Below are 21,646 nucleotides of genomic sequence, written 5' to 3' on the forward strand. Positions count from 1 at the left end.
TGCCATGGATAATTGGGATGAAGTGAGAACCGCCTATCAGGTGGCGCGCATGGGGACGGTCAGCGGCGCGGCAGAGGTTCTGGGCGTTCACCACGCCACCGTGATCCGCCACATAGATGCGATCGAGGCGCGATTGGGTGTCAAACTATTCCAGCGCCATGCCCGTGGGTATACGCCGACCGAAGCAGGCGACGATCTGTTGCGCGTGGCACAGGCGACCGAAGATCAGTTCAACCAGCTTGTGGGCCGGATGAAGGGACGTGGAGACGATGTCTCGGGTGAATTGGTCGTGACATCCCTGGGGTCGCTTGCCCCGTTGGTGGTGCCGACGCTCACCGCGTTTCAAAAAATGCATCCGGACCTGATCGTGCGATACCTGACAGGCGATCGGCTGTTCCGGTTGGAATACGGTGAGGCGCATGTGGCGATCCGCGCCGGATCGGCCCCCGATCAACCCGACAATGTCGTCCAGCCTTTCCGACAAGAGGAAGTTGGTCTTTATGCCAGCGCCTCGTACATCGAACGGTTCGGCAAGCCATCCGGAATCGAAGATTTTGCACGCCATCACTTCGTCAGTTCCGATGATGAAACCAGCCGCGCGCCGTTCACACGCTGGCTGCGCGCGACGGTACCCGCCGATCGCATCACCTTCCGCTGTACCAACAACTTCTGCATGCGCGAGGCGGTTCTGGCCGGTGCCGGCATCGGTTTCATGGCCCGTTGGGAGGCCGCCCGCCACGACAATCTGGTCGAGGTGATTGATCCGCTGCCGGAATGGTTCGGCAATCTGTGGCTGGTGACCCACGTGGATTTGCACCGCACCACAAAGGTACAGGCGTTCCTGAGCTTTTTGAAAGAAGAAGCCAAAGGCTGGCAGCCATGAGCCCGCAGATGCGTGGCCATCTGGCCATGCTTGTCTTTTCAGCCCTTGTGGCAGGCAGCTTTTCGCTGGGGTCCATGATCGCCAACGAAATCGCGCCAGCCGCCCTGAATGCGGTTCGCTTTGCGATTGCTGCTGCCGTGATTGGTTTGGCCGCACTGGCGACAACCGGCCTGCCGCGCAGCGCCGCGCAGGCCCCTTGGCGCTATCTGGTGCTTGGGGCTTTGTTCGCCACCTATTTCGTCCTGATGTTCTATGGGTTGCAAACCGCCCCACCTGTCAGTGCGGCAGCGGTGTTCACCCTGACACCAGTTGTCTCTGCCATGGCGGGGTGGGTCTTGTTGCGCCAAATCACGACTCCGCGCATGGCGCTGGCCTTGACCATTGGCGCCGTGGGGGCGCTTTGGGTGATTTTCCGGGCCGATTGGCAAATGTTCCGCGCCTTTGAAATCGGTGGCGGCGAAATCATCTATTTCTGGGGCTGCGTCGCCCATGCGATCTATACGCCCATGATCCGCAAGCTGAACCGAGGAGAGCCCGCCGTGGTATTCACCTTCGGAACGCTGGTCGCCGGGTGTCTGTTGTTGGTCGCGTTCGGCTGGTCGGACCTGATGGCAACCGATTGGGCCGGGCTTCCCGCTATTGTCTGGATCGGTCTGTTCTATATTTCGTTCTTTGCAACGGCAGCCAGCTTCGTGCTGGTGCAGTTTTCTTCCTTGCGGCTGCCGTCGGCCAAGGTCATGGCCTATACCTACCTGGTTCCCAGCTGGGTCATTCTGTGGGAGATTGCACTGGGCAAAGGCGTGCCAACCGGTTTGATCCTGGGTGGTGTCGCGCTGACAATCATCGCCCTGCTGATGTTGTTGAAAGAGGAAGTCCCGCCCTCGGTGCCAGTGCGCCGCGCCATGGAATAAGCCACATCTTCGCTGGAAAAACCCGGCAGATCCAAGATGTATTCCAGCGGTGGAATTTGTTGAGCCAGATCAAGGCACCCCTGCGGGCCCTTCCATAACCTCTTTGGCAGGCAAATGGAGGAGATCATGTTCAAACATATCATGTTGCCGGTTGACCGGCATCTACCGCCCGAAGTTCGCAAAGCAGCCGATGTTGCCGGGCAGGTTGCAAAGTGGCAGGGCGCCAAAATCACTCTGGTCAGCGTCACCGGGGCCCATATGGGTGAATCCTCGGAAACCGAGGCCGAGATCGACAAGGAATTGGCGGGGTTCACCGAACAGTTGGCCGCAGAAAGTGGATCAGAAGTTTCGATGCGCAAAATCCACTCGGTTGACGTTGCCGCAGAGGTGGACAGCGATCTGACCCGCGCGGCCGAGGAGATCGGCGCAGATCTTGTCATTGTCGGCACCCACGCGCCCCGGATCACCGACTATATTTTTTCCAGCCACGCCGGTTATCTGGCGAAACACGCCAGCATGTCTGTTTTTGTGGTGCGCTAGGCCTCGCCCGACTTTGGCAGTTCAGCTTCCAGAAACCGTTCGAACGCGTCCAGATTGACGGGCTCGAATTGTCCGAACCCCTGCATCCAGACCGACGCGGCGCGCAAGGCGTCAGGTTCCAGCTTGCACCATTTTACCCGCCCGCGTTTTTCCTGACTGATCAGACCGGCCTTGGTCAGTATGACCAGGTGTTTGGAGATCGCCGCCAGCGACATCTCGAACGGTTCGGCCACATCCGTCACCGCCATGTCATCCTCCAGCAGCATCGCCAGAATGGCGCGGCGGGTGGGGTCGGCGAGGGCTGCAAAGACGGTGTCGAGATCGTTGGGCATGCGTCCGCTCAACCATAGCCGCTGGGATTGGTCAACCATTTGGTTGAATATGCGGATTCTGGGCTATGGCGGCACAGCGGTGGCCCTCGAAACCAATGACACGCCCCGGGGCTTCTGAAAAACATATCATTATCAATGATTTAGGCTGCGTCAATGAGGGCGTTCAAGGTCGTTGACTCTGCGCGCTTCGCGCCTTAGCACCATGCCCAAGATTGTACGAGGGAAACGCCCGTGACCGATGATGACCAAAAGCAGCGTATGGCGCAGCTTGAGGCCAAGATCGAAGCGGCGAAAAAGGCCAAAGCGCCAAAGCCTCGTGCGGATGCTGACGTGTCCGGGGGCGAGCTTGCCTGGCGGATGGTCATCGAAATGGTATCCGGTCTGGGGATCGGATTTGGCATCGGATACGGGCTGGACAGCCTGCTCGGGACGATCCCGATCTTTCTGGTGCTGTTCACATTGCTGGGCCTTGTCGCGGGCGTGAAGGTTATGCTCCGCAGCGCGAAAGAGGTTCAAGAGAAACAAACGGCGGCAACGGCTGCCGAGAAGGACGAGAGGGACTGAACGTGGCAACCGAGACCACCGCAGCAGAAGGCAGCAGCCTGGTATTCCACCCGATGGATCAGTTCATCGTCAAGCCGCTGTTCGGCGACGGTGCAGTAGGCATGTTCACGGTCACCAACGTGACCCTGTGGTTGTTCTTTGCGGTGCTGGCCATAATCGCTCTGCTGGTGCTGCCCACTTCGAAACGCGCCATCGTCCCGACCCGTATGCAGTCGGTGGCCGAGCTGGCCTATGGCTTCATCTACAAGATGCTGGAAGACATCTGCGGCAAGGAAGGCGTGAAATACTTCCCTTATGTCATGACCCTGTTCATGTTCATCGTCTGCGCAAACTTCCTGGGGCTGATCCCGACCTCGTTCACCACCACATCGCATTTTGCCGTGACCATCCCGCTGGCGCTGGCCGTGTTCCTGACCGTGACCGTGCTGGGTTTCGTGAAAAACGGCGCCGCATTCCTCGGTCTGTTCTGGGTCTCCAGCGCGCCTCTGGCGCTGCGCCCGATCCTGGCGATCATCGAGCTGATCTCGTACTTCGTGCGCCCGGTCAGCCACTCCATTCGTCTTGCCGGCAACGTCATGGCTGGCCACGCGGTTATCAAGGTTTTCGCAGGCTTCGCCGCGATTGCCGTGATCTCGCCGGTGTCGGTTCTGGCGATCACCGCTATGTATGGTCTTGAGGTCCTGGTGGCCTTCATTCAGGCCTACGTATTCACCATTCTGACCTGTGTTTATCTGAAAGATGCGCTGCATCCTTCACACTAAGGTCCGATACCCCAACATCGAAACTTCCAATTCGTAAGGAGATACATCATGGAAGGCGATCTCGCACACATCGGCGCAGGCCTGGCAGCAATCGGTTCCGGCGCAGCCGCAATCGGGGTGGGCAACGTAGCAGGCAACTTCCTGGCCGGCGCCCTTCGCAACCCTTCGGCGGCTGCTTCGCAGACCGCAACCCTCTTCATCGGTATCGCGTTCGCAGAAGCCCTGGGGATCTTCGCATTCCTGGTCTCGCTGCTGCTGATGTTCGCCGTATAATCTGCGGAACCTGATCCTTACGCGCAGGTGGGTCCAAGCCATAGCGGCCCACCTGTTGTAAAGACAAGTTTCCGACGGAGGATATCATGGCGACTGAACCCCTTACAAAAGAGGTAGCTGGCTCGTGCGTCGACTCCTATGGCTCTGCCATCGGGATGCCACAGCTCTGCTTCGATTGGTTCCCCAACCAGATTTTCTGGCTGGTCATTACGCTGGTCGTCATCTTTCTGGTCCTGTCCCGCGTGGCCCTGCCGCGCATCGCGGCAATCCTGGCTGAACGTCAGGGGACCATTACAAATGACCTGGCTGCGGCCGAAGATCTGAAGGCCAAGGCGGTCGAGGCCGAAGAGGCCTATAACAAGGCGCTGGCCGATGCCCGTGCCGAAGCGCAGCGTATCGCTGCCGAAGCTCGCGCAGGAATTCAGGCTGGACTGGATGACGCGATTGCCAAGGCGGATGCGGAAATCGCTGCCAAGGCGGCTGAATCGGAAAAGGCAATCGCCGAAATCCGTGCCGGTGCGCTGGAAAGCATTCAAGTGGTTGCCAAGGATACGGCGGCTGAACTGGTCACCGCACTGGGCGGCGAGGCAGATGCCAAAGTCATCGACAGTGCAGTAGACGCACAGACGAAAGGATAAGTGACATGCGGAACACTCTTGCCCTTATCCTGACCGTTGGTGCCGCCAGCCCCGCGCTGGCTGCAAGCGGCCCGTTCTTTTCGCTTGGCAATACCGACTTTGTCGTCCTTCTGGGCTTCATCGTCTTCATCGCGGTCCTGTTCTACTTCAAGGTCCCCGGTATGATCGGTGGCGCGCTGGACAAACGTGCCGAAGGCATCAAGTCCGAACTTGACGAAGCCCGTGCTCTGCATGAAGAAGCCCGCAGTTTGCTGGCCTCGTACGAGCGCAAGCAGCGTGAAGTTCAGGGGCAGGCCGATGCGATCGTCGCGGCAGCGAAGGAAGACGCGGCCTTGGCGGCAGAACAGGCGAAAGCTGACTTGGAAAAGTCGATCGAGCGTCGTCTGGCCGCAGCTCAGGACCAGATCGCTTCGGCCGAAGCGTCTGCACTGAAGGAAGTGCGTGATCAGGCCGTATCGGTTGCGGTTTCGGCGGCCAGCTCGGTTCTGGCAAAGCAAATGACCGCAGCGCAGGCCAACAAGCTGATCGATGCATCGATTGCAGACGTGGATGCCAAGCTGCACTGACGGGTGACCCCGACAGACACGTGATACAGACGACCCGAGAGCTTTTGGCTGTCGGGTCTTTTGTTTTTGTCGTGCTTCTGTTTCTGTTGTTTCAAACACTCCGAATCCTACGACCTGCCGGGGATCAGGTTGATGGGACCGCCCTGATGGGGGCGTGAAAACAACAGGGAAAGACAGGCGGTGTCAGGCAACGCAGTTTCGATGAATATTGTCGGCGTCGTCCGAAATGGCGGGTCAGCGCTGATCGACACGATCAACAGAATCGAAAACCTGTCTGCGCAGTTGCACCGGTTCACCGTCACCATTGCCACGAACGACAACACGGACGGTACGGATCAAGTGTTGTCCGACTATGCGGGTCAAAGCCGGTATGTTGATATCCTGCAGCTGGATGGTCTTGCGTCAGGATTGCCAAACCGGGTCGAGCGTATCACGGCGGCCAGAAATGCAGTTCTCAAAAAACTCGAGGATCAGGACACGGACCTGGAGTTGACGCTGGTGTTGGATCTGGATGGGCCGAATACCTGTCTGGATGCTCAGGCGGTTCTGACAGCAGCGCAGCGGGTCGCCCCGTTGTGGGAGGGTGTTTTCGCCAATCCCAAAGCTGCATATGACGATATCTACGCCCTGCGTTGTTCGGGTTGGTGTGATGAAGACGTGTGGCAACGCATTCAAAGCACGCGCAGGCCGCTGTTCGGGCGTCGCAAGTGGCGCCGGTCTGTCATGAAGTCCGCTGTTTTTGACCGCCAGTTTCACATTCCTGCCGATACGCCCCTGATCCCGGTCGACAGCGCATTCGGCGGTGCCGGGTTGTATAAATCCCGCGCGTTGCGAGGGTTGCGCTATTCTTGCCGGGACGAAAAAGGCCAACAGGTGTGCGAACATGTAATGCTGCACAAACGTCTGAGAGATCGCGGCGCAAGGCTGTTCATCGACCCGGCGCTGACGACACTGGCCGCGGAGGACCGTCTGGGAGAAGGCAGCGGCGCGCCGTTCCCCCGACATCTGCTGCCAGCCGCGTCAGGCGCTGCCTAGTCCCTGCCTTGCCCTGCCAAGTCTGCAAAATCCGAACCGCGCTCAGCCCCGCCCGGTTTCGTGTTGCAGCCTTTGTTGCGCAATAGCTTCGTTCCGATCGGCCTTTTGCTGGTCCGCCATGCAGCGTTCCACAAAATCCAAATGGCGTTCGATTGCATTTCGGGCGGCCAAGGGATCACGCTCTTGCAGCGCCGCATTGATGGCGCGGTGCTGATCCAGGATGGCCTCGCGGGTGGCGCGCTGACGGAACATGGTCTGACGGTTGTAGAACACCCCCTGCACCAGAAGGTCATACATCGAGCGCATCATGTGCAGCATCACCACATTGTGGCTGGCTTCGATGATGGCCATGTGGAACTCGGCGTCCAGCTGCGCCTCGTCATTCGCAGCGTTTCGGTTATGGGCCGCCTGCATCTTGTCAAAGATCGCCTGAACGACCTTCAGGTCGCTGTCCGACCCCAGGCGCGCGGCCCGTTCCGCCGCCAACCCTTCCATGTCACGGCGAAAGGACAGGTAATCGAATACGGCTTCCTCATGGCTGCCGAACAGACGGATCAGTGCCGGGGAAAAGGCAGAGCCCAGAACCTCGGCCACATAGATCCCGGATCCGGCCTTCGCGGTCAAAAGCCCCTGTTCCTGAAGGTCGGAAATGGCTTCTCGCAGGGAGGGGCGCGAAACGCCCATGCGCTCTGCCAACTCCCGCTCGGATGGCAGGCGCTCGCCGGGGCGCAGGATGCCTCGCAGGATCAAAAGCTCGATCTGGCGAACGACTGCGAGCGACAGCTTTTCCGTCTGAACTTTGTGAAATGGCATCTCATCTTCCGAAATTGGTCAATTCATTTGACCATGGACGCTGGTGCTGTTCAAGAATCCCCGGTCTCATCCATTTAATAATTAGGTCAGCAATATTGACTTTAATAGTGGAGAGCTTAGGCTGCACCGAATTGAGATCGGAGGAGCCTCATGTCCCAACACCCTTTGTTTGCCACCCGGGCCTCGCGGATGAAAGCGTCAGAGATTCGCGAATTGCTGAAGCTGCTTGACCAACCCGGCATCATTTCCTTTGCCGGTGGGATTCCTGATCCCGCACAGTTTCCAGCCGATGCGTTTGCACAGGCGTTTCAGCAGGCCCTGGGGCCGGATTTGCAAGCGCAGGCGCTGCAGTATTCGGTCAGCGAAGGCTATGTCCCATTGCGGCAGTGGCTGGCGCAGCACATGCGCGAAATCGGGGTGGCCTGTGACATCGACAACATCCTGATCACCTCGGGGTCACAGCAGGCGCTGGACTATCTGGGCAAGCTGTTCCTGTCCCCCGGTGACACGGCCCTGGTCGGGTGGCCCACTTATCTGGGCGCGCTGGCGGCATTCAACGCCTACGAGCCACGCTTTGACCGGCTCAATGGCAATCAGGGGGCCAAGGAATACAAGGCCGCAGCGGGCGCAGGCGCAGTGAAATTTGCCTATCTGTCGGCGGATTTTGCGAACCCGACAGGAGAAACCGTGGACTTGCAGGGCAGAGAAGCTCTGCTGGATCTGGCCGAGGAACTGGATTGCGCGTTGATAGAGGACGGAGCCTATCAGGCTCTGCGCTATGACGGGGATCCGATCCCCCCCATACTGTCATTGGAGCAGGCCCGCAAAGGGTCAATCGAGGACTGTCGGACGATCTATTGCGGCAGTTTCTCGAAAACGCTGTCGCCGGGTTTGCGTATGGGATGGGTCGTTGCGTCCAAGCCAGTCATTTCCCAGATGGTGCTGTTGAAACAGGCAGCTGACCTTCATTCCGCGACCATCAACCAGATGGCTGTGCATCAGGTGGCGCAGGCCTGTTTCGACACCCATATTCCGAAAGTACGAAATGTCTATCGCGCCCGTCGTGATGTGATGCTGAACGCCATGGACCAGCATATGCCTGACGGGGTGGATTGGACACGTCCCGAAGGGGGGATGTTCATCTGGGTCACGTTGCCCGAGGGGATGGTTGGCTCTGACCTGCTGGCGCGTGCGCTGGACACCGTCAAAGTAGCTTTTGTTCCGGGGCAGGCGTTTTTCCCGGATGGCAGCGGGGCAAACACGATCCGTCTCAGTTTTTCGAATTCTGACGAGGCGACAATTCGCGAAGGAATTCGCCGGCTGGGAGAGGTGCTGCGGGCCTGACGTCCGGAAAGGTTCTGTTAACCAAAATGCTGCAACTCTGCGGCATGATCCGGTTTCTCGCACCTCTGTTGCTGGCCGCCTGCGCCGCCGGTACTCCGCATTTCCGTGACGTTCCCGCCACGCGCGTGGCTGTGAATGGCAGTGTCTTTGATGTGCGTGTGCGCGGCGACCTGGCCGAGGCTGTGCGGATCAACGCGCAATACGCCCCTCGGCTGGGCCCGGTCCGGGATCGCGCCGCTTTAGCGATGGCACAGGTTTCGGGATGTCCAATTCTGGACGTGCTGGGGGATGCAGCCGTGACCGTTGGGGTTTTGGGGTGTGACCGTGATGCGGGTGAGCGGCTTTTGCTGACGGCCGTCTCGACCCCCAATTACGAATGCATCGACTTTGGTCTTTATGAAAACGTCGGTGGGGAAAACGGGTATCAGGTCTTTGAATGCACGCCGTATTGAGATGCGCGCGTTCTTGCGTGTTTCGGCAAGATGTTGTGGATAACTTGGGGTGATATCCCATATCCTGCGCAACTCCGTTGACTCAGACCCCATCCCTTGCGCAGACTTCCAATGCACAGGAATCATGGGGCACGCAGCCATTGCGTTTCAGCAAGCTCAAACTGACCGGCTTCAAAAGCTTTGTTGATCCGACCGATTTGATCATCGCGGACGGGTTGACCGGTGTGGTGGGCCCGAACGGTTGCGGCAAGTCCAACCTTCTGGAAGCTTTGCGTTGGGTGATGGGCGAAAACCGCCCTAAATCCATGCGCGGTGGCGCGATGGAAGACGTGATCTTTGCCGGGGCCGCCACGCGGCCCGCGCGCAACTTTGCCGAAGTTGTCCTGACCATGGACAACTCGGAACGTCTGGCGCCGTCGGGGTTCAACGACAGCGATCAACTGGAAATCGTTCGCCGCATCACCCGCGATGTGGGCAGCGCCTACAAGACGAACGGCAAAGACGTTCGTGCGCGTGATGTGCAGATGTTGTTTGCCGATGCTTCGACCGGTGCGCATTCGCCCGCGTTGGTCGGGCAGAACCGCATTGCCGAACTGATCAACGCCAAGCCGCGTGCCCGTCGCCGCATTCTGGAAGAGGCCGCCGGGATCTCGGGCCTGTATCAGCGTCGCCATGAGGCCGAGCTCAAGCTGAAAGGCACCGAAGCCAACCTGACCCGCGTCGATGACGTGCTGGAGCAGTTGGGCGGACAACTGGCCCAGCTTGCGCGTCAGGCCCGTCAGGCGGCCCGCTATCGCGAAATTGGCGAACAGCTGCGTCAGGCCGAGGGGATGCTGCTTTATCGACGCTGGAAAGAGGCCGACATGGCCCGCCAGCAGGCCGAAGAAAAACTGCGTGAGCGGATCACCGAAGCCTCCCGTGCCGAGGCTGAAGCCCGCGCTGCTGCCGCAAAACGTGCCGAGATCGAGGAAACCCTGCCGCCGCTGCGCGAGGAGGAGGCCATCGCCGCCGCCGTGCTGCAACGCCAGCAGGTGCAGCGCGATCAATTGTCCGATCAGGAAACCCGCGCCCGTCAAACGATCGAGACGCTGACCAACCGAATCCAGCAGCTGTCCAACGATATCGAACGCGAAGCCGGATTGAACCGCGATGCGGGGCAAATGATTGAACGGCTGGAATGGGAAGCGCGCGAACTGGCCAAGGCGGCAGAAGGTCACGATGAGAAAGTGGCCGAAGCGGCGGAAATCGCCCGCGAGGCAGCCTCGATCCTACAGGAACGCGAAGACCACCTGTCGCAGCAAACCGAAGATATGGCCCGTCTTGTCGCCCGGCACCAGTCCGCCCAGCGTCTGGTCGAAGACAGTCGCAAGACACTGGCCCGATCCGAGAGTGAAGAGGAAGAAGCTCGCAAAGCCGTGGACGAGGCCAAGACGGCCCTGATCCGCGCCAGCGAGGCGTTTGAAGAAGCCCAATCGGGCGAAGAAGAAGCCCGTGAAGCGGTGGAAGCCGCCGAAGAGGCGCTTGCCGCGGCGGATGAACTGCGCAACGAAACGCAAGCGCGCGAAGCCGAGGCCCGGGCAAGACGGTCCGAGGCAGAAGGCGAGCTGGGCGCGATCCGGGCCGAAACCACGGCGCTGGCCAAGCTGGTGGAACGCGACACGGCGGAAGGCGGTCAGGTGCTGGACCTGCTGCGCGTCGAACCCGGTTATGAAAAGGCTTTGGGTGCTGCTCTGGCCGACGATCTTCGCGCGCCGCTGGTCGAGGGTGACGGGCCATCCGGCTGGGTGCAGGTGGCTGGATATGACAGCGACCAGCCATTGCCTGAAGGGGCCGAGCCTCTGGCGCTTCATGTATCGGGCCCCGATCGTCTCAGTCGACGCATTGCGCAAATCGGGTTGGTGGATGCGGATCAGGGCGCACGGTTGCAGGCATCGCTGAAACCCGGCCAGCGTCTGGTGTCCCGCTCGGGCGACCTTTGGCGCTGGGACGGGTTCCGTGCCTGGGCCGAAGACGCGCCAAGTGCTGCTGCTCTGCGGTTGGAGCAGCTCAACAGGCTGGAAGCACTGAAACAGGACCTTGCCCGTGCCGAAGCACAGGCTGACGGCGCCCGTGCCGCGCATGAGGCGCTGTCTCAGCAATTGGCGGACGTGACCGAGGCCGACCGGCGCGCGCGTGAGGCCCGCCGTGCTGCTGATCAGCGCATGGCCGAAACCGCGCGCGGACTGTCGCGGGCCGAGGCCGACCGCAATCTGGCCCAGGGCAAGCTGGAAACCCTGACCCTCGCCGTTGACCGCCACAAGGACGACGCCATGGCCGCCCGCGCGCAACTGCGCGACGCCGAAGCGGCTTTGGCCGGTCTGGGTGATCTCGACAGTGCCCGCGCACAGGTCGAAGACATCAAGCAGACGGTCGAGGCGGCGCGGATCACCATGCTGACCCACCGTTCGACCCATGACGAGCTGCGCCGTGAGGGGGACGCTCGCACGCGTCGTACCCAGGAGGTCGCGAAAGATCTCAGCGGGTGGCGCCACCGTTTGGAAACGGCTGAAAAGCGGATTTCCGAACTTGCCGAGCGCAAGGAAAGCTCGGAAGAAGAGCTGACCGAGGCCATGGCCGTGCCCGGCGAAATCGCCGAGGCGCGTGAGGAGCTGAACGAACAGATCGAAGCTGCCGAAGCACGGCGCGCCGAAGCCGCCGACAAATTGGCCGAAGCCGAGGCTATGCACCGTGAAATCGTTCTGGCCGAACGGGAAGCCGAGCGTCTGGCATCAGAAGCGCGCGAAAGCCGTGCCGCGGCCGAGGCGCGCTGTGACGCGGCCAAGGAAAGTGTTGTCGCGGCGGCCGAACGGATTGCCGAAGATCAGCAGCTGACCCCGAACCAGTTACTGAATCAGTTGGATGTAAACCCCGACCAGATGCCTGCTGCGGATGTTCTGGAATCCGAAGTGAACCGCCACAAACGCCAACGCGACGCAATGGGTGCGGTGAACCTGCGCGCCGAAGAGGACAGCAAGGAGGTTCAAGAAGAGTTCGACACGCTCAGCGGTGAAAAAGCCGATCTGGAAGAGGCAATCAAAGCCCTGCGCAGCGGCATCGCCAGCCTCAACCGGGAAGGGCGCGAGCGTCTGCTGACCGCGTTCGAACAGGTCAACTCGAACTTCGCCATGCTGTTCAAGCACCTCTTTGGCGGTGGCGAGGCCAATCTGGTCATGGTCGAAAGCGACGATCCGCTGGATGCGGGGCTCGAGATCATGTGCCAGCCGCCGGGCAAGAAACTGTCGACTCTCAGCCTGCTTTCGGGCGGAGAACAGACCCTGACGGCGACCGCGCTGATTTTCGGCGTCTTCCTTGCCAATCCAGCTCCGATCTGCGTGCTGGACGAGGTTGATGCGCCTTTGGATGATGCAAACGTGACGCGTTTCTGTGATCTGCTGGACGAGATGTGCCGCCAGACTGACACGCGGTTCCTGATCATCACCCACCATGCGGTGACGATGGCGCGCATGGATCGCCTGTTCGGTGTCACCATGCAGGAACAGGGCGTCAGCCAGCTGGTTTCGGTCGATCTGAAGAAGGCCGAACAGATGGTCGCTTGACCGCTCACTGCAAATTTATGACGGTTGCGGCTTTATCGCGCTAACCTGAGCGCATGACGCGCTTCCTGATCCCCGCCCTCATCGCCGCCGGCCCTGTATTTGCAGCCGACTGGCCCGTCAAAACCGGGGATACGCCCCTTACAGCCGCAGAGCTTGATGCTTTGGCGGGGCAGACGCTGACCTTTTACGACGACGGGCAAGCCAAATTCTCGGCCGGGGGCGCCTATTCCTATACATATGCAAGCGGAGATTCTGCCTTTGGAACTTACGCGATTGCCGATGATGGCAGCGTGTGCATCGCGTACCGCAATGGGTTCAGCCGATGCGATTTGTATGTACGCAACGGGGACAGGTTGATCCTGATTGACGAAAAAGGCGATCGGTACCCGGTGCGTAGTAAGTGAAGTTGATCTAAAATTCATGCATTTTCAGAGCATTTGATAGGGAAAACCCGACAAATCAGATGATGTATGGGAGAAAACCTGATAACCACGGTGGTATCGTCCCGGAAATCTTCACTGACGGACGGAGACAGGCACATGTGCCGATTCTTGGCTTGGGTTGGGCAGCAGAGATACCTGGACGAACTGGTCCTTGAACAAGAACAATCGCTTGTCATTCAAAGCCGAAACGCATTGATCGGAAAAACACCGATAAACGCGGATGGGTTCGGTCTGGCATGGTATTCTGATCGTGACACGCCGTGTTTTTACAAGGACACCCATCCGGCGTGGTCCGATGCCAATCTGAAGCAATTGGCGCATCACACGAAATCCCGGCTGTTTCTGGCCCATGTACGGGCCTCGACGGGTACGGCGACCTCGCGCAACAACTGTCACCCCTTCGGCGTCGGCAGGTGGAGTTTCATGCATAACGGTCAGGCTGGGGGTCATGAACGAATCCGGCAAGAGCTTGATGCCATGATCCCGGCGCATCTGTACCTGCATCGTATGGGCGCAACCGAGAGCGAGGCGATCTTTCTCATCGCTCATGGCGAGGGGCTGGACACCGATCCTGTGGGTGCAATGGCGCGTGCGGTCGGTCGGGTCGAAGCCCTTTCCAGGCGCCGCGGAGCATCACCCTATCTTCGGTTTGCCGCCTGCTGGTCGGACGGCAAACGGGTTTTTGCGGCCCGATATGCCTCGGATCGGTTTGCGCCCAGCTTGCACTACAAGGCCTGCAAAGACGGTATCATCATTTCGTCCGAGCCATTGGATGCCATCAACGAGGGATGGCTCGAGATACAGCCCAACACGGCAATCGAAACCGAGGGTACCGCAGTGACGACGCGCACCTTTGCGCCTTGTGTTCCGCAGCAACGGGAATGGGTCGCGTAAGCGTGGTTGCTGCCTAAAGCCGGTTTAACAGATCCACTGTCGGCCATGCATCGGCCGGCAGGCCAAGCCGCTTCTGTTCCGCCTGCACGGCCGCCCGCGTGCCAGCGCCCAGGATCCCGTCGACCTTGCCCACATCATATCCTTTGGCTTGCAGCTTGGTTTGCAATTGCTTCATCTGCGCGCCGCTCAGGCCCGGCGTGGGGTTGCCAGCATCATAAATTTGTGCCCCTTCCAGACGTGTCCCGAAATAGGCGGCAGTCAATACATAGACAAAGCTCTGGTTCCATTCGAAATAGACGTCGAAATTCGGATAGGCCAGAAAGGCCGGGCCTTTGTGCCCCTGGGGCAGGATCAGCGAGGCAGGCAGGTTTGCCAGCGACCCGCTGCGTGCCTGAACGCCCATGGCCTGCCAATCGGCCACCGACCGGGGCTTGCCGGGGCCGGACAGAGACCAGTCCATCTGCGCGGGCACCGAGACCTCTTGCAGCCACGGTTCGTCTGCGCGCCAGCCCAGATGCGACAGCATCTTGGCGCCAGACATCAGCGCATCGGGGGCCGAGGTTTTCAGGCGGACATGCCCGTCGCCGTCACCATCGACACCGTTTTCCAGAATGTCCCGCGGCAGCATCTGGACCATACCGATTTCCCCGGCCCACGCGCCCGTTGTGCGGGCCGGGTCGAAATCACCATTCTGATAAAGTTCGATGGCCGCGAAGATTTGAGGGCGGAACAGGTCGGGGCGACGGCAGTCATGGGCCAAAGTCACCAGTGCATTGCGGGTGTTGAAGTCGCCCTGAAAGGATCCGTAGTCGGTCTCGAACGCCCAGAAGGCCAGCAACACCCCGCGTGAGATGCCGTATTGCTTTTCGATCCGGTCAAACACCGCGTCATATTTGCGCGACATCGCCTGCCCGCGTTCGATCCGGTTTTGCGAAATCAGCCGTCGGGAAAACTCGATAAAGGGTTTCTGAAACACCCCCTGCGCCCGATCGGCCTTCAGCACGGCGCTGTCCTGCTGCACGCCTTTGAAAAATGCGTTCACGGTGGATTTGTCAAAGCCTTGCTGCACGGCCTCGGCCTTTAGCCCTTTGACAAAGGAATTGAAGCCACCACCACATTGGGCCAGGGCAGGTTGGGCAAACAGGGTGGCGGCGATCAGGCCGGAAAGAAAACGCATGACAAATGTCCGTCAGTAAATCAGGTCGAACCCAACCGACACCGACACGAGCCCAAGCGCAAGCCCCCAAACACGCCACAACATGCGACATGCGCGGAAAATGTCCAAAGCTCCGATCTCGCGCTGAGCGTTGCCATTGACCCATGCCAGATCCCGCACCTTGCCGTCATAGCTGCGCGGCCCGGCCAGGGCGACGTTCAGCGCGCGGGCCATGGCGGCCTCGGGCCAGCCCGCATTGGGCGAGATGTGACGGTGCGCATCTGCCAAGATTTCGCGCCAGCGCGACCACTGGCCCGACAGCGCCACGATCATCACGCAGGTCAGGCGGGCTGGGATCAGGTTCAGCAGGTCGTCGAACCGTGCCGAAGCCCAGCCGAACGCGCGGTACGTTTCATTGCGATACCCGATCATGCTGTCGGCCGTGTTCACCGCCTTGTAGACCAGCAGCCCCGGCAACCCGGCAATCAGAAACCAGAAAGCAGGCGCGATGACGCCGTCGCTGAGGTTCTCAGCGGCGCTTTCGATGGCCGAGCGTGCCACCTGTGCCTCGGTCATGTCCCGTGTATCGCGTGAGACGATCATGGCCACCCGTGCCCGCCCCTCTGACAGCGAGGCCATCAGCCCTTCGCCCACGGCGCGCACATGGGTGACCAACGATTTTTGCGCCAACAGGATCGCGCAGACCAGGATTTCAGCCACCGGCCCCAACAGGGACAAACCCCAGCCAAGCGCCCCAGCGCCGCAAACCAGCAGGACAAGCACACCCACCCCTTTTGAACGGCGCTGGGCCCCGTGGTTCAGGCGTGTATCCAGCCAGCCGATCAGGTTGCCGATCATCACCGCCGGATGCCTGACGCGCGACCAGAGCCAGTCGGGTTCCCCCAGTGCTGCGTCCAGACACATGGCACAGACCAGCATCAGGCCAGGGCTCACAGGGCCGCCTCCAACCTGTTCCATCCATCCTCGGGCGGGAGCCCAAGGCGCAGATAGGTTTCAGAATAGGGGAAGATGCGGCTCCAGATGTGGGACCGTGCCAGACGACCTTGCCAATGGGCGGCGTTGTCGACCTGATAAAGTCGGAACAGGCTGGTGCCGCCGATCACCTTGGCCCCCTTTCTTGTGACCAGCGCATCCAGCCTTGAGGCCTCGTCAGCCAGACGCGCACGCGTGGCGTCCGCCCAGCGGTTGTCCATCAAAGCCTGTGTGCCGACCCGCAAGGCCGGGCCTGATACCGACCAAGGGCCGGTCAGATCGTTCAACCGACTGATCATATCCGGCCGTCCGATGGCAAACCCCAGCCTTACCCCGGCCAGCCCCCAGAATTTGCCAAAACTCTTCAGCACGATCACGCCGGGGCGGTCTGCCAGATGGATCAAGGACTTGTCCGGCATGACGTCGCAAAAGCTTTCGTCAATCACGGTAAGTGGTGCCGATACGTCGCTTTCCTGCCAGATACGCCCGTCCGGGTTGTTCGGATGTACGATCACGCGGGTGTCGCTGGGCGCGTCTTGCCGTACCTTCCACCCCTGCGCCGAAAAGGCGGCGGCGTGTTCGTTATAGGTGGGCGGCGTGATCTGTACCGTACCCGTTGCAGTCAGCGCCGGCAGACGCGCGATGATCGCCGACGCTCCGGGCGCGGGCAGGATCGCGGCACGCTGCGGCACGTTCCAGAACCGGCGCGCGGCATCGCTGAGCCGTTCAAACGCCCCGTGATCCGGCAATTCGGCCCAATCCCCGGCCGTCAGGCCGGACACGGGGTAGGCATGAGGATTGATGCCGGTGGACAGATCGATCCAGTCGGTGCGTTGCCCGCCATATTTGACAATCGCATTGTCCAACCCGCCGCCATGGTCACGAACCGCGCGTGGATTCAGATCTTCGTCCAAAGTGTTCATCTGCTCTCTCTGCGAGAAATTACCGCTTTTGAACCGCATCAAGCGGATTTTCGCCTCTTACACAAGCAAATCCGCCTGTTCACGGGCCTGTGGGGCTGCTGTTAACACTTTGTTAAGGAAATAACGAGATCACGGACCATGGGGGTCGGCACCACTCACCATACCAAGTGCCGAGGTTGTTGCAAATGAAAGTTCTGATTGTTGAGAGTAATCCCGACCTTGGTCGGGTCTGGAAAAGGCATCTAGAACGGCAGGGCGCCGACGTCACGCTGGTCGAGACGCAGGAAGCCGCCATTCTGGCGCTGTACGGCACGGATTTCGAAATCATCGTGCTGGATCTGGTTCTGGAAACCGGAAGTGCATTGGCCGTGGCCGATTTTGCAAGCTATCGCCGCCCCCAGGCGCGGGTGATCTTTGTGACCAACACTACCTTCTTCTCGGATGGATCGATATTTGCCCACAGCCCGAACGCCTGTGCTTATGTGCAAAGCGAAACACCGCCAGAGGATCTGGCGGCGATGGTCGAGCATTACGCAGCAGGGCGCTGATCGCGGCGGTGTGGTTCTGCGTAATCCAGCACCGGGTTTACCGGAATGATCCGGTGCGGATTGATGCTGTTATGGCTGTAATGATAGTGGCGCACGATATGGTTCATGTTCACGGTGGGCGCCACGCCGGGCCATTGGTACAGTTCGCGCGTATAGGCCCATAGGTTCGGGTAATCGATCAGGCGCCGTTTGTTGCATTTGAAGTGCAGATGATAGACCGGATCAAAGCGGATCAGCGTCGTAAAAAGCCGCCAGTCAGCCTCGGTGATCCGATCCCCCATCAGGTAACGGTTCCGGGCCAGACGATCTTCAAGCCAGTCCAGCGTGTCGAACAACGGGCCCACGGCGGCGTCATAGGCCGCTTGCGAGGTGGCAAAGCCGGACTTGTAGACGCCGTTGTTGACGTCTGAATAGATGCGCGCGTTGACCTCTTCGATTTCAGCGCGCATCGCTTCGGGCCAGTAATCATCGGTATTGCCGGTGACCCCGTCGAAGGCCGAATTGAACATGCGGATGATTTCCGAGCTTTCGTTCGACACAATGGTTTCCTGCCGTTTGTCCCACAGGATCGGCACGGTCACGCGCCCCGAATAGGCTGGATCGGCTTTGGTATAGATCTGGTGTGCAAAGCCCAGCCCGTAAAGGTCATCTCCGGTCGCGCCGTGGGCGTCTGTTTCAAAGGTCCAACCCTGATCCAGCATGTCCGGATGCACGACCGACACCGAGATCAGATCGCTCAGCCCTTTCAACTCGCGAAAGATCAGCGTGCGATGGGCCCAGGGGCAGGCATAGCTGACATAAAGATGATAGCGCCCGGGTTCTGCTTTGAACCCGCCTTTGCCTGATGGCCCCGCCTCACCGTCAGCTGTCAACCAATTGCGAAACTGCGCGGCGCTGCGCTTGAATGCACCACCCGTGGATTTGGTATCATACCAGGTATCGTGCCATTTTCCGTCGACCAGCAGGCCCATGTCTTTTCCTCCGCATGTGCGTTTCAAAAAACATAGGGCCAGGGCTTGCATCTTCCTATGCGAGCGCCCGCGCAAATGCTCTGCATCCGCGCACAGTCGAGTTCGGGATTTCTGTGCAACAAACCTCGGCCGGATCGTGTTTATGTGACGTGGTTCACTGGATTTTTACAACTTATCCCGCACAATAGAAGTCATTCACGGGGGAACGGATTAATGAGTACCTATGTTTCAAAGGAAATACGCGCCGAGTTGGACGCGGCCCGAATCGCCACATTGAAAAAAGCCAGCCGTTTACGGGTGGAGATGGGCGACAATACCTACAAAATACTCAAATTGTGGAAAGACGGCTTTACGGTTGAGGCGGAAACCACGCCGCGCCTGCGCGGGCTGGTCGATATCTTTGATGGGGCCAACCATCTCTATCAATGCCTCATCGTCGCGGATGAGGATGAAGGCGGTGAGATGCGGTATGAATTCAAACGCAGCACGGCCGCCCATGACAGCGCGCCGCTTGACTTTTACCGCGCGCCCGATGCGCCGATCGCCCTGCTGGGGCGTGACGACTAGGGGCGAATTTCAACTGGTATTCCCATTTGGCCCAGGGTTTGGTCGATGCCAAAGGCCAGCGGTGCCAGCCTAATGGCAGGCACGCGCGGCCCAAAGCGGCCTCAACCAAGGCAACCGGCACCTGTGAAAACAGGGCAGGGTTTGCAAGCCCCGGCCGGCACGTACTTATTGCAGATCCCCGAAAGCACGTTTCAGCCGCAGGCAAGCATCCTCGACCCGCGCCCGTTGCGTGGCGAGGTTGAACCGTTCAAACGTTTCTCCTCCAGTGCCGAAACCCGGACCTGACGATGTCGCGATCCGCGCGTCCTCGCGCAACCGGCGGACAAATTCAGCGTGATCCATGCCGGTGCCCGAGAAATCGACCCAGGCCAGATAGGTCGCCTGCAAGGGCATCGACCAGAGCCCCGGAATCTCGGTGATGGTCTGATCGAACAGACGCCTGTTTCCCTCCAGATGCGCGATCTGGGCATCTACCCATTCGGCCCCTTCGGGGCTGTACGCGGCGGTGATCATCGCCACGCCCAACGCGCCGGGATCGTAGTCCAATGTTTGCAGCCGTTGCTTCATGGCCGCGCGCAGTTTGGGATCGGGAATGATCATGTTGCCGGTCCGCTGCCCGGCGATGTTGAAGGTCTTCGACGCCGCAGTCAGCGTCACGGTCCAAGGGCGTGCATCCGGGGCCGCCACGTCCATCGGCACAAATTTGGCGCCGGGATAGACCAGATCGTGGTGAATCTCGTCCGATACCAGGATCAAACCGTTCCGTTCAGCAAACGCGGCCACGGCCTGCAATTCGTCGGGTGTCCAGACACGACCCGACGGGTTTTGCGGAGAACACCACAGCAGCATCTTCTCGGACCCGTCCAACCGGGACTGGGCGTCGTCCAGATCCAGGCCGTAACTTTCCCCGTCCCGAACCAAAGGGCATTCCACGACCCGGCGGCCCGATTTGTTCACCTTGTGGGCAAACTCATGGTAAACGGGGGTGAAGATCACGATGCCATCACCAGGATCGGTCCAGACATCCAGCGACAGGGCGATTGCATTGCCCAAGCCCTGGGTCGTCAGAATCCAATCCGTGTCGATTTCCCAATCATGGCGGGTTTTCATCCACCATTGAACCGAGGCCAGATAGTCCGGGTGCATCCATGAATAGCCGAACACGCCGTGATCTGCGGCCTTGCGCACGGCCTCGATCACGCAGGGTGCCGTCTGGTAATCGGAATCGGCCGTCCACATGGCCAGACCGTCCTCGGGCGAGACGCCATACAGCATCTCCATCTTGTCCCATTTTGAACTGTTGGTGCCCCGGCGGTCGATCAGGTCGTTGAAAGTCATGTCTGCTCCATTTTCTCGACCGAAAGCTAACCGCAAATCGGGCAGGTGCAAGGGGGGCGTTGCGGCGCGGGGCGGGATGGCCTAAATCAGCCTCATGAAACGCACTATCCTGATCCATCCCGATCCCCGCCTGAAAAAGGTCTGCGCGCCCGTATCCGACCTGACGGACGAGCTGCGCACGCTGGCTGACGACATGCTGGAAACCATGTATGACGCGCCCGGGATTGGCCTTGCCGCGCCGCAGATCGGTGTGCTGGAACGGTTGATCGTGCTGGATTGCATCAAGGAAGAAGGCGAAACACCGCGCCCGCTGATCATGTTCAACCCTCAGGTCATCGCCTCTTCCGAGGAAACCAATGTATACGAGGAAGGATGCCTGTCGATCCCGGATCAATATGCCGAAGTGACCCGCCCCAAGGTGGTCGATGTCACCTGGATGGACGAGAAGGGAAACCTGCGACAGGAGACGTTCGACGGGCTTTGGGCCACTTGCGTGCAGCATGAAATCGACCATCTGAACGGCAAGCTGTTCATTGATTACCTAAAACCGCTGAAACGGCAGATGATTACCCGCAAGATGCAAAAGCTCAAACGTGAACGGGCGCGCGCATGACCGTCCGCACCTGTCTGCCCTGGCCTGACAAACGCTTGCGCACAAAGGCGGATGAGGTGACTGAAATCACCGATGACATTCGCCGGATTTGGCAGGACATGATCGACACGATGGAGGCCATGCCCGGTGTCGGTCTGGCCGCGCCGCAGATCGGAGTGATGTTGCGTCTGGCCGTGGTCGATGGGTCGGCCGAGCGGGGCAAGGCCGTGCGTCTGGCGAACCCGGAAATCCTGCACAGCTCGATCGAACTGCGTGAACATGAAGAGGCCAGTCCGAACCTGCCGGGCGTGTCGGCCAAGGTAAAACGCCCACGCGCGGTGACTGTCAAATTCCTGAACGAGCAGGGCATGGTGGACCGTCGCGATTTTGTCGGCATCGAGGCCACCAGTGTCCAGCACCAGATCGACCATCTGAATGGCCGGATGTTTTTTGACCGGCTCAGCAAGGTCAAACGCGACATGCTGCTGCGCAAAGCCAAGAAACAGGGGTAAA

Annotated in this window: 25 protein-coding genes; 18 read left to right on the forward strand and 7 right to left on the reverse strand. The window is 59.9% G+C overall.

What is annotated here, in order from left to right:
* The first annotated feature begins 4 nt into the window (after window positions 1-4).
* From ACR0A2_RS18080 to ACR0A2_RS18090, 3 genes are all read left to right on the forward strand, one after another.
* Window positions 5-883, forward strand: a complete 879-nt coding sequence (locus tag ACR0A2_RS18080) for a LysR family transcriptional regulator (protein WP_152457042.1) — start codon at window positions 5-7, stop codon at window positions 881-883.
* Window positions 880-1,794 (forward strand): DMT family transporter, encoded by a 915-nt coding sequence (locus ACR0A2_RS18085; protein ID WP_480836560.1) that lies wholly within the window; start codon window positions 880-882, stop codon window positions 1,792-1,794. The genes ACR0A2_RS18080 and ACR0A2_RS18085 overlap by 4 nt, the downstream gene beginning before the upstream one ends.
* Before the next feature lie 126 nt (window positions 1,795-1,920).
* Window positions 1,921-2,334 carry a universal stress protein gene (locus ACR0A2_RS18090; protein ID WP_480836562.1) on the forward strand — a complete coding sequence of 138 codons (414 nt, stop codon included), beginning with the start codon at window positions 1,921-1,923 and terminating at the stop codon, window positions 2,332-2,334.
* Here ACR0A2_RS18090 and ACR0A2_RS18095 read toward each other — a convergent pair.
* Window positions 2,331-2,666 carry an ArsR/SmtB family transcription factor gene (locus ACR0A2_RS18095; protein WP_480836564.1) on the reverse strand — a complete coding sequence of 112 codons (336 nt, stop codon included), beginning with the start codon at window positions 2,664-2,666 and terminating at the stop codon, window positions 2,331-2,333. The genes ACR0A2_RS18090 and ACR0A2_RS18095 overlap by 4 nt on opposite strands.
* 231 nt (window positions 2,667-2,897) lie before the next feature.
* Between ACR0A2_RS18095 and ACR0A2_RS18100 the strand changes: the two genes are divergently transcribed.
* From ACR0A2_RS18100 to ACR0A2_RS18125, 6 genes are all read left to right on the forward strand, one after another.
* Window positions 2,898-3,230: an AtpZ/AtpI family protein gene (locus ACR0A2_RS18100; protein ID WP_152457046.1), complete on the forward strand. Its 333-nt coding sequence runs from the start codon at window positions 2,898-2,900 to the stop codon at window positions 3,228-3,230.
* A gap of 2 nt (window positions 3,231-3,232) precedes the next feature.
* Entirely contained in the window at window positions 3,233-3,991 is a 759-nt protein-coding gene (locus ACR0A2_RS18105; RefSeq protein ID WP_152457047.1) for a F0F1 ATP synthase subunit A, read from the forward strand.
* Window positions 3,992-4,039: 48 nt separating this feature from the next.
* Window positions 4,040-4,264: a F0F1 ATP synthase subunit C gene (locus ACR0A2_RS18110; RefSeq protein WP_005981269.1), complete on the forward strand. Its 225-nt coding sequence runs from the start codon at window positions 4,040-4,042 to the stop codon at window positions 4,262-4,264.
* A gap of 86 nt (window positions 4,265-4,350) precedes the next feature.
* On the forward strand, window positions 4,351-4,902 hold the full coding sequence (locus ACR0A2_RS18115) for a F0F1 ATP synthase subunit B' (RefSeq protein WP_480836567.1): 552 nt from the start codon (window positions 4,351-4,353) through the stop codon (window positions 4,900-4,902).
* 5 nt (window positions 4,903-4,907) lie between these two features.
* On the forward strand, window positions 4,908-5,468 hold the full coding sequence (locus ACR0A2_RS18120; protein WP_152457049.1) for a F0F1 ATP synthase subunit B: 561 nt from the start codon (window positions 4,908-4,910) through the stop codon (window positions 5,466-5,468).
* 201 nt (window positions 5,469-5,669) lie between these two features.
* Window positions 5,670-6,503 (forward strand): hypothetical protein, encoded by an 834-nt coding sequence (locus tag ACR0A2_RS18125; RefSeq protein WP_480836569.1) that lies wholly within the window; start codon window positions 5,670-5,672, stop codon window positions 6,501-6,503.
* Between the two features lie 42 nt (window positions 6,504-6,545).
* On the opposite strand, the gene ACR0A2_RS18130 is transcribed toward ACR0A2_RS18125, so the two are convergent.
* Window positions 6,546-7,316: a FadR/GntR family transcriptional regulator gene (locus ACR0A2_RS18130; protein ID WP_480836571.1), complete on the reverse strand. Its 771-nt coding sequence runs from the start codon at window positions 7,314-7,316 to the stop codon at window positions 6,546-6,548.
* Between the two features lie 150 nt (window positions 7,317-7,466).
* Here ACR0A2_RS18130 and ACR0A2_RS18135 point away from each other — a divergent pair, with 150 nt between their 5' ends.
* From ACR0A2_RS18135 to ACR0A2_RS18155, 5 genes are all read left to right on the forward strand, one after another.
* Entirely contained in the window at window positions 7,467-8,660 is a 1,194-nt protein-coding gene (locus tag ACR0A2_RS18135; protein ID WP_480836573.1) for an aminotransferase-like domain-containing protein, read from the forward strand.
* 44 nt (window positions 8,661-8,704) lie between these two features.
* Window positions 8,705-9,112, forward strand: coding sequence for a hypothetical protein (locus tag ACR0A2_RS18140; RefSeq protein ID WP_171120297.1), 408 nt, complete (start codon window positions 8,705-8,707; stop codon window positions 9,110-9,112).
* Between the two features lie 140 nt (window positions 9,113-9,252).
* Window positions 9,253-12,708, forward strand: a complete 3,456-nt coding sequence (locus ACR0A2_RS18145) for a chromosome segregation SMC family protein (RefSeq protein ID WP_480836575.1) — start codon at window positions 9,253-9,255, stop codon at window positions 12,706-12,708.
* A gap of 53 nt (window positions 12,709-12,761) precedes the next feature.
* On the forward strand, window positions 12,762-13,112 hold the full coding sequence (locus ACR0A2_RS18150; protein ID WP_480836577.1) for a hypothetical protein: 351 nt from the start codon (window positions 12,762-12,764) through the stop codon (window positions 13,110-13,112).
* 135 nt (window positions 13,113-13,247) lie between these two features.
* The gene (locus ACR0A2_RS18155; RefSeq protein ID WP_171642275.1) at window positions 13,248-14,045 is read left to right on the forward strand and encodes a class II glutamine amidotransferase; all 798 of its coding nucleotides are present in this window, start codon (window positions 13,248-13,250) and stop codon (window positions 14,043-14,045) included.
* 13 nt (window positions 14,046-14,058) lie between these two features.
* On the opposite strand, the gene ACR0A2_RS18160 is transcribed toward ACR0A2_RS18155, so the two are convergent.
* From ACR0A2_RS18160 to cobD, 3 genes are read right to left on the reverse strand one after another with little or no spacing between them, the layout of a single operon-like run.
* On the reverse strand, window positions 14,059-15,222 hold the full coding sequence (locus ACR0A2_RS18160; RefSeq protein WP_480836580.1) for a lytic murein transglycosylase: 1,164 nt from the start codon (window positions 15,220-15,222) through the stop codon (window positions 14,059-14,061).
* A 12-nt stretch (window positions 15,223-15,234) separates the two neighbouring features.
* The gene (gene cbiB / locus ACR0A2_RS18165; protein WP_480836582.1) at window positions 15,235-16,155 is read right to left on the reverse strand and encodes an adenosylcobinamide-phosphate synthase CbiB; all 921 of its coding nucleotides are present in this window, start codon (window positions 16,153-16,155) and stop codon (window positions 15,235-15,237) included.
* On the reverse strand, window positions 16,152-17,117 hold the full coding sequence (cobD, locus tag ACR0A2_RS18170) for a threonine-phosphate decarboxylase CobD (protein WP_480836584.1): 966 nt from the start codon (window positions 17,115-17,117) through the stop codon (window positions 16,152-16,154). The genes cbiB and cobD overlap by 4 nt, the downstream gene beginning before the upstream one ends.
* A gap of 185 nt (window positions 17,118-17,302) precedes the next feature.
* Between cobD and ACR0A2_RS18175 the strand changes: the two genes are divergently transcribed.
* A complete protein-coding gene (locus tag ACR0A2_RS18175; RefSeq protein WP_171205733.1) occupies window positions 17,303-17,665 on the forward strand; it encodes a response regulator transcription factor in 363 nt (120 codons plus the stop codon).
* Here ACR0A2_RS18175 and ACR0A2_RS18180 read toward each other — a convergent pair.
* Window positions 17,647-18,636, reverse strand: a complete 990-nt coding sequence (locus tag ACR0A2_RS18180; RefSeq protein ID WP_480836586.1) for a glutathione S-transferase family protein — start codon at window positions 18,634-18,636, stop codon at window positions 17,647-17,649. The genes ACR0A2_RS18175 and ACR0A2_RS18180 overlap by 19 nt on opposite strands.
* Before the next feature lie 213 nt (window positions 18,637-18,849).
* Here ACR0A2_RS18180 and ACR0A2_RS18185 point away from each other — a divergent pair, with 213 nt between their 5' ends.
* Window positions 18,850-19,203 carry a hypothetical protein gene (locus ACR0A2_RS18185; RefSeq protein ID WP_171169191.1) on the forward strand — a complete coding sequence of 118 codons (354 nt, stop codon included), beginning with the start codon at window positions 18,850-18,852 and terminating at the stop codon, window positions 19,201-19,203.
* A 165-nt stretch (window positions 19,204-19,368) separates the two neighbouring features.
* Here the strand turns inward: ACR0A2_RS18185 and ACR0A2_RS18190 are convergent, their stop codons facing one another.
* A complete protein-coding gene (locus ACR0A2_RS18190) occupies window positions 19,369-20,541 on the reverse strand; it encodes a MalY/PatB family protein (RefSeq protein WP_171120287.1) in 1,173 nt (390 codons plus the stop codon).
* Window positions 20,542-20,635: 94 nt separating this feature from the next.
* On the opposite strand from ACR0A2_RS18190, the gene def (ACR0A2_RS18195) reads away from it, so the two are divergent.
* Both def (ACR0A2_RS18195) and def (ACR0A2_RS18200) read left to right on the forward strand, forming a co-directional pair.
* Window positions 20,636-21,154: a peptide deformylase gene (gene def / locus ACR0A2_RS18195; protein ID WP_171120285.1), complete on the forward strand. Its 519-nt coding sequence runs from the start codon at window positions 20,636-20,638 to the stop codon at window positions 21,152-21,154.
* Window positions 21,151-21,645, forward strand: a complete 495-nt coding sequence (def, locus tag ACR0A2_RS18200; protein WP_480836589.1) for a peptide deformylase — start codon at window positions 21,151-21,153, stop codon at window positions 21,643-21,645. Before def (ACR0A2_RS18195) ends, def (ACR0A2_RS18200) begins: the two co-directional genes overlap by 4 nt.
* The last annotated feature ends 1 nt before the right edge of the window (window position 21,646 follow it).

This window comes from Ruegeria sp. H8 (genome assembly GCF_056532905.1).

What these genes read in the sequence shown, in the direction of transcription:
- ACR0A2_RS18080 (WP_152457042.1), top strand. Translation starts at nt 5, where the DNA reads ATGGATAATTGGGATGAAGTGAGAACCGCCTATCAGGTGGCGCGCATG.
- ACR0A2_RS18085 (WP_480836560.1), top strand. Translation starts at nt 880, where the DNA reads ATGAGCCCGCAGATGCGTGGCCATCTGGCCATGCTTGTCTTTTCAGCC.
- ACR0A2_RS18090 (WP_480836562.1), top strand. Translation starts at nt 1,921, where the DNA reads ATGTTCAAACATATCATGTTGCCGGTTGACCGGCATCTACCGCCCGAA.
- ACR0A2_RS18095 (WP_480836564.1), bottom strand. Translation starts at nt 2,666, where the DNA reads ATGCCCAACGATCTCGACACCGTCTTTGCAGCCCTCGCCGACCCCACC.
- ACR0A2_RS18110 (WP_005981269.1), top strand. Translation starts at nt 4,040, where the DNA reads ATGGAAGGCGATCTCGCACACATCGGCGCAGGCCTGGCAGCAATCGGT.
- ACR0A2_RS18115 (WP_480836567.1), top strand. Translation starts at nt 4,351, where the DNA reads ATGGCGACTGAACCCCTTACAAAAGAGGTAGCTGGCTCGTGCGTCGAC.
- ACR0A2_RS18120 (WP_152457049.1), top strand. Translation starts at nt 4,908, where the DNA reads ATGCGGAACACTCTTGCCCTTATCCTGACCGTTGGTGCCGCCAGCCCC.
- ACR0A2_RS18125 (WP_480836569.1), top strand. Translation starts at nt 5,670, where the DNA reads ATGAATATTGTCGGCGTCGTCCGAAATGGCGGGTCAGCGCTGATCGAC.
- ACR0A2_RS18130 (WP_480836571.1), bottom strand. Translation starts at nt 7,316, where the DNA reads ATGCCATTTCACAAAGTTCAGACGGAAAAGCTGTCGCTCGCAGTCGTT.
- ACR0A2_RS18135 (WP_480836573.1), top strand. Translation starts at nt 7,467, where the DNA reads ATGTCCCAACACCCTTTGTTTGCCACCCGGGCCTCGCGGATGAAAGCG.
- ACR0A2_RS18140 (WP_171120297.1), top strand. Translation starts at nt 8,705, where the DNA reads ATGATCCGGTTTCTCGCACCTCTGTTGCTGGCCGCCTGCGCCGCCGGT.
- ACR0A2_RS18150 (WP_480836577.1), top strand. Translation starts at nt 12,762, where the DNA reads ATGACGCGCTTCCTGATCCCCGCCCTCATCGCCGCCGGCCCTGTATTT.
- ACR0A2_RS18155 (WP_171642275.1), top strand. Translation starts at nt 13,248, where the DNA reads ATGTGCCGATTCTTGGCTTGGGTTGGGCAGCAGAGATACCTGGACGAA.
- ACR0A2_RS18160 (WP_480836580.1), bottom strand. Translation starts at nt 15,222, where the DNA reads ATGCGTTTTCTTTCCGGCCTGATCGCCGCCACCCTGTTTGCCCAACCT.
- cobD (WP_480836584.1), bottom strand. Translation starts at nt 17,117, where the DNA reads ATGAACACTTTGGACGAAGATCTGAATCCACGCGCGGTTCGTGACCAT.
- ACR0A2_RS18175 (WP_171205733.1), top strand. Translation starts at nt 17,303, where the DNA reads ATGAAAGTTCTGATTGTTGAGAGTAATCCCGACCTTGGTCGGGTCTGG.
- ACR0A2_RS18180 (WP_480836586.1), bottom strand. Translation starts at nt 18,636, where the DNA reads ATGGGCCTGCTGGTCGACGGAAAATGGCACGATACCTGGTATGATACC.
- ACR0A2_RS18185 (WP_171169191.1), top strand. Translation starts at nt 18,850, where the DNA reads ATGAGTACCTATGTTTCAAAGGAAATACGCGCCGAGTTGGACGCGGCC.
- ACR0A2_RS18190 (WP_171120287.1), bottom strand. Translation starts at nt 20,541, where the DNA reads ATGACTTTCAACGACCTGATCGACCGCCGGGGCACCAACAGTTCAAAA.
- def (WP_171120285.1), top strand. Translation starts at nt 20,636, where the DNA reads ATGAAACGCACTATCCTGATCCATCCCGATCCCCGCCTGAAAAAGGTC.
- def (WP_480836589.1), top strand. Translation starts at nt 21,151, where the DNA reads ATGACCGTCCGCACCTGTCTGCCCTGGCCTGACAAACGCTTGCGCACA.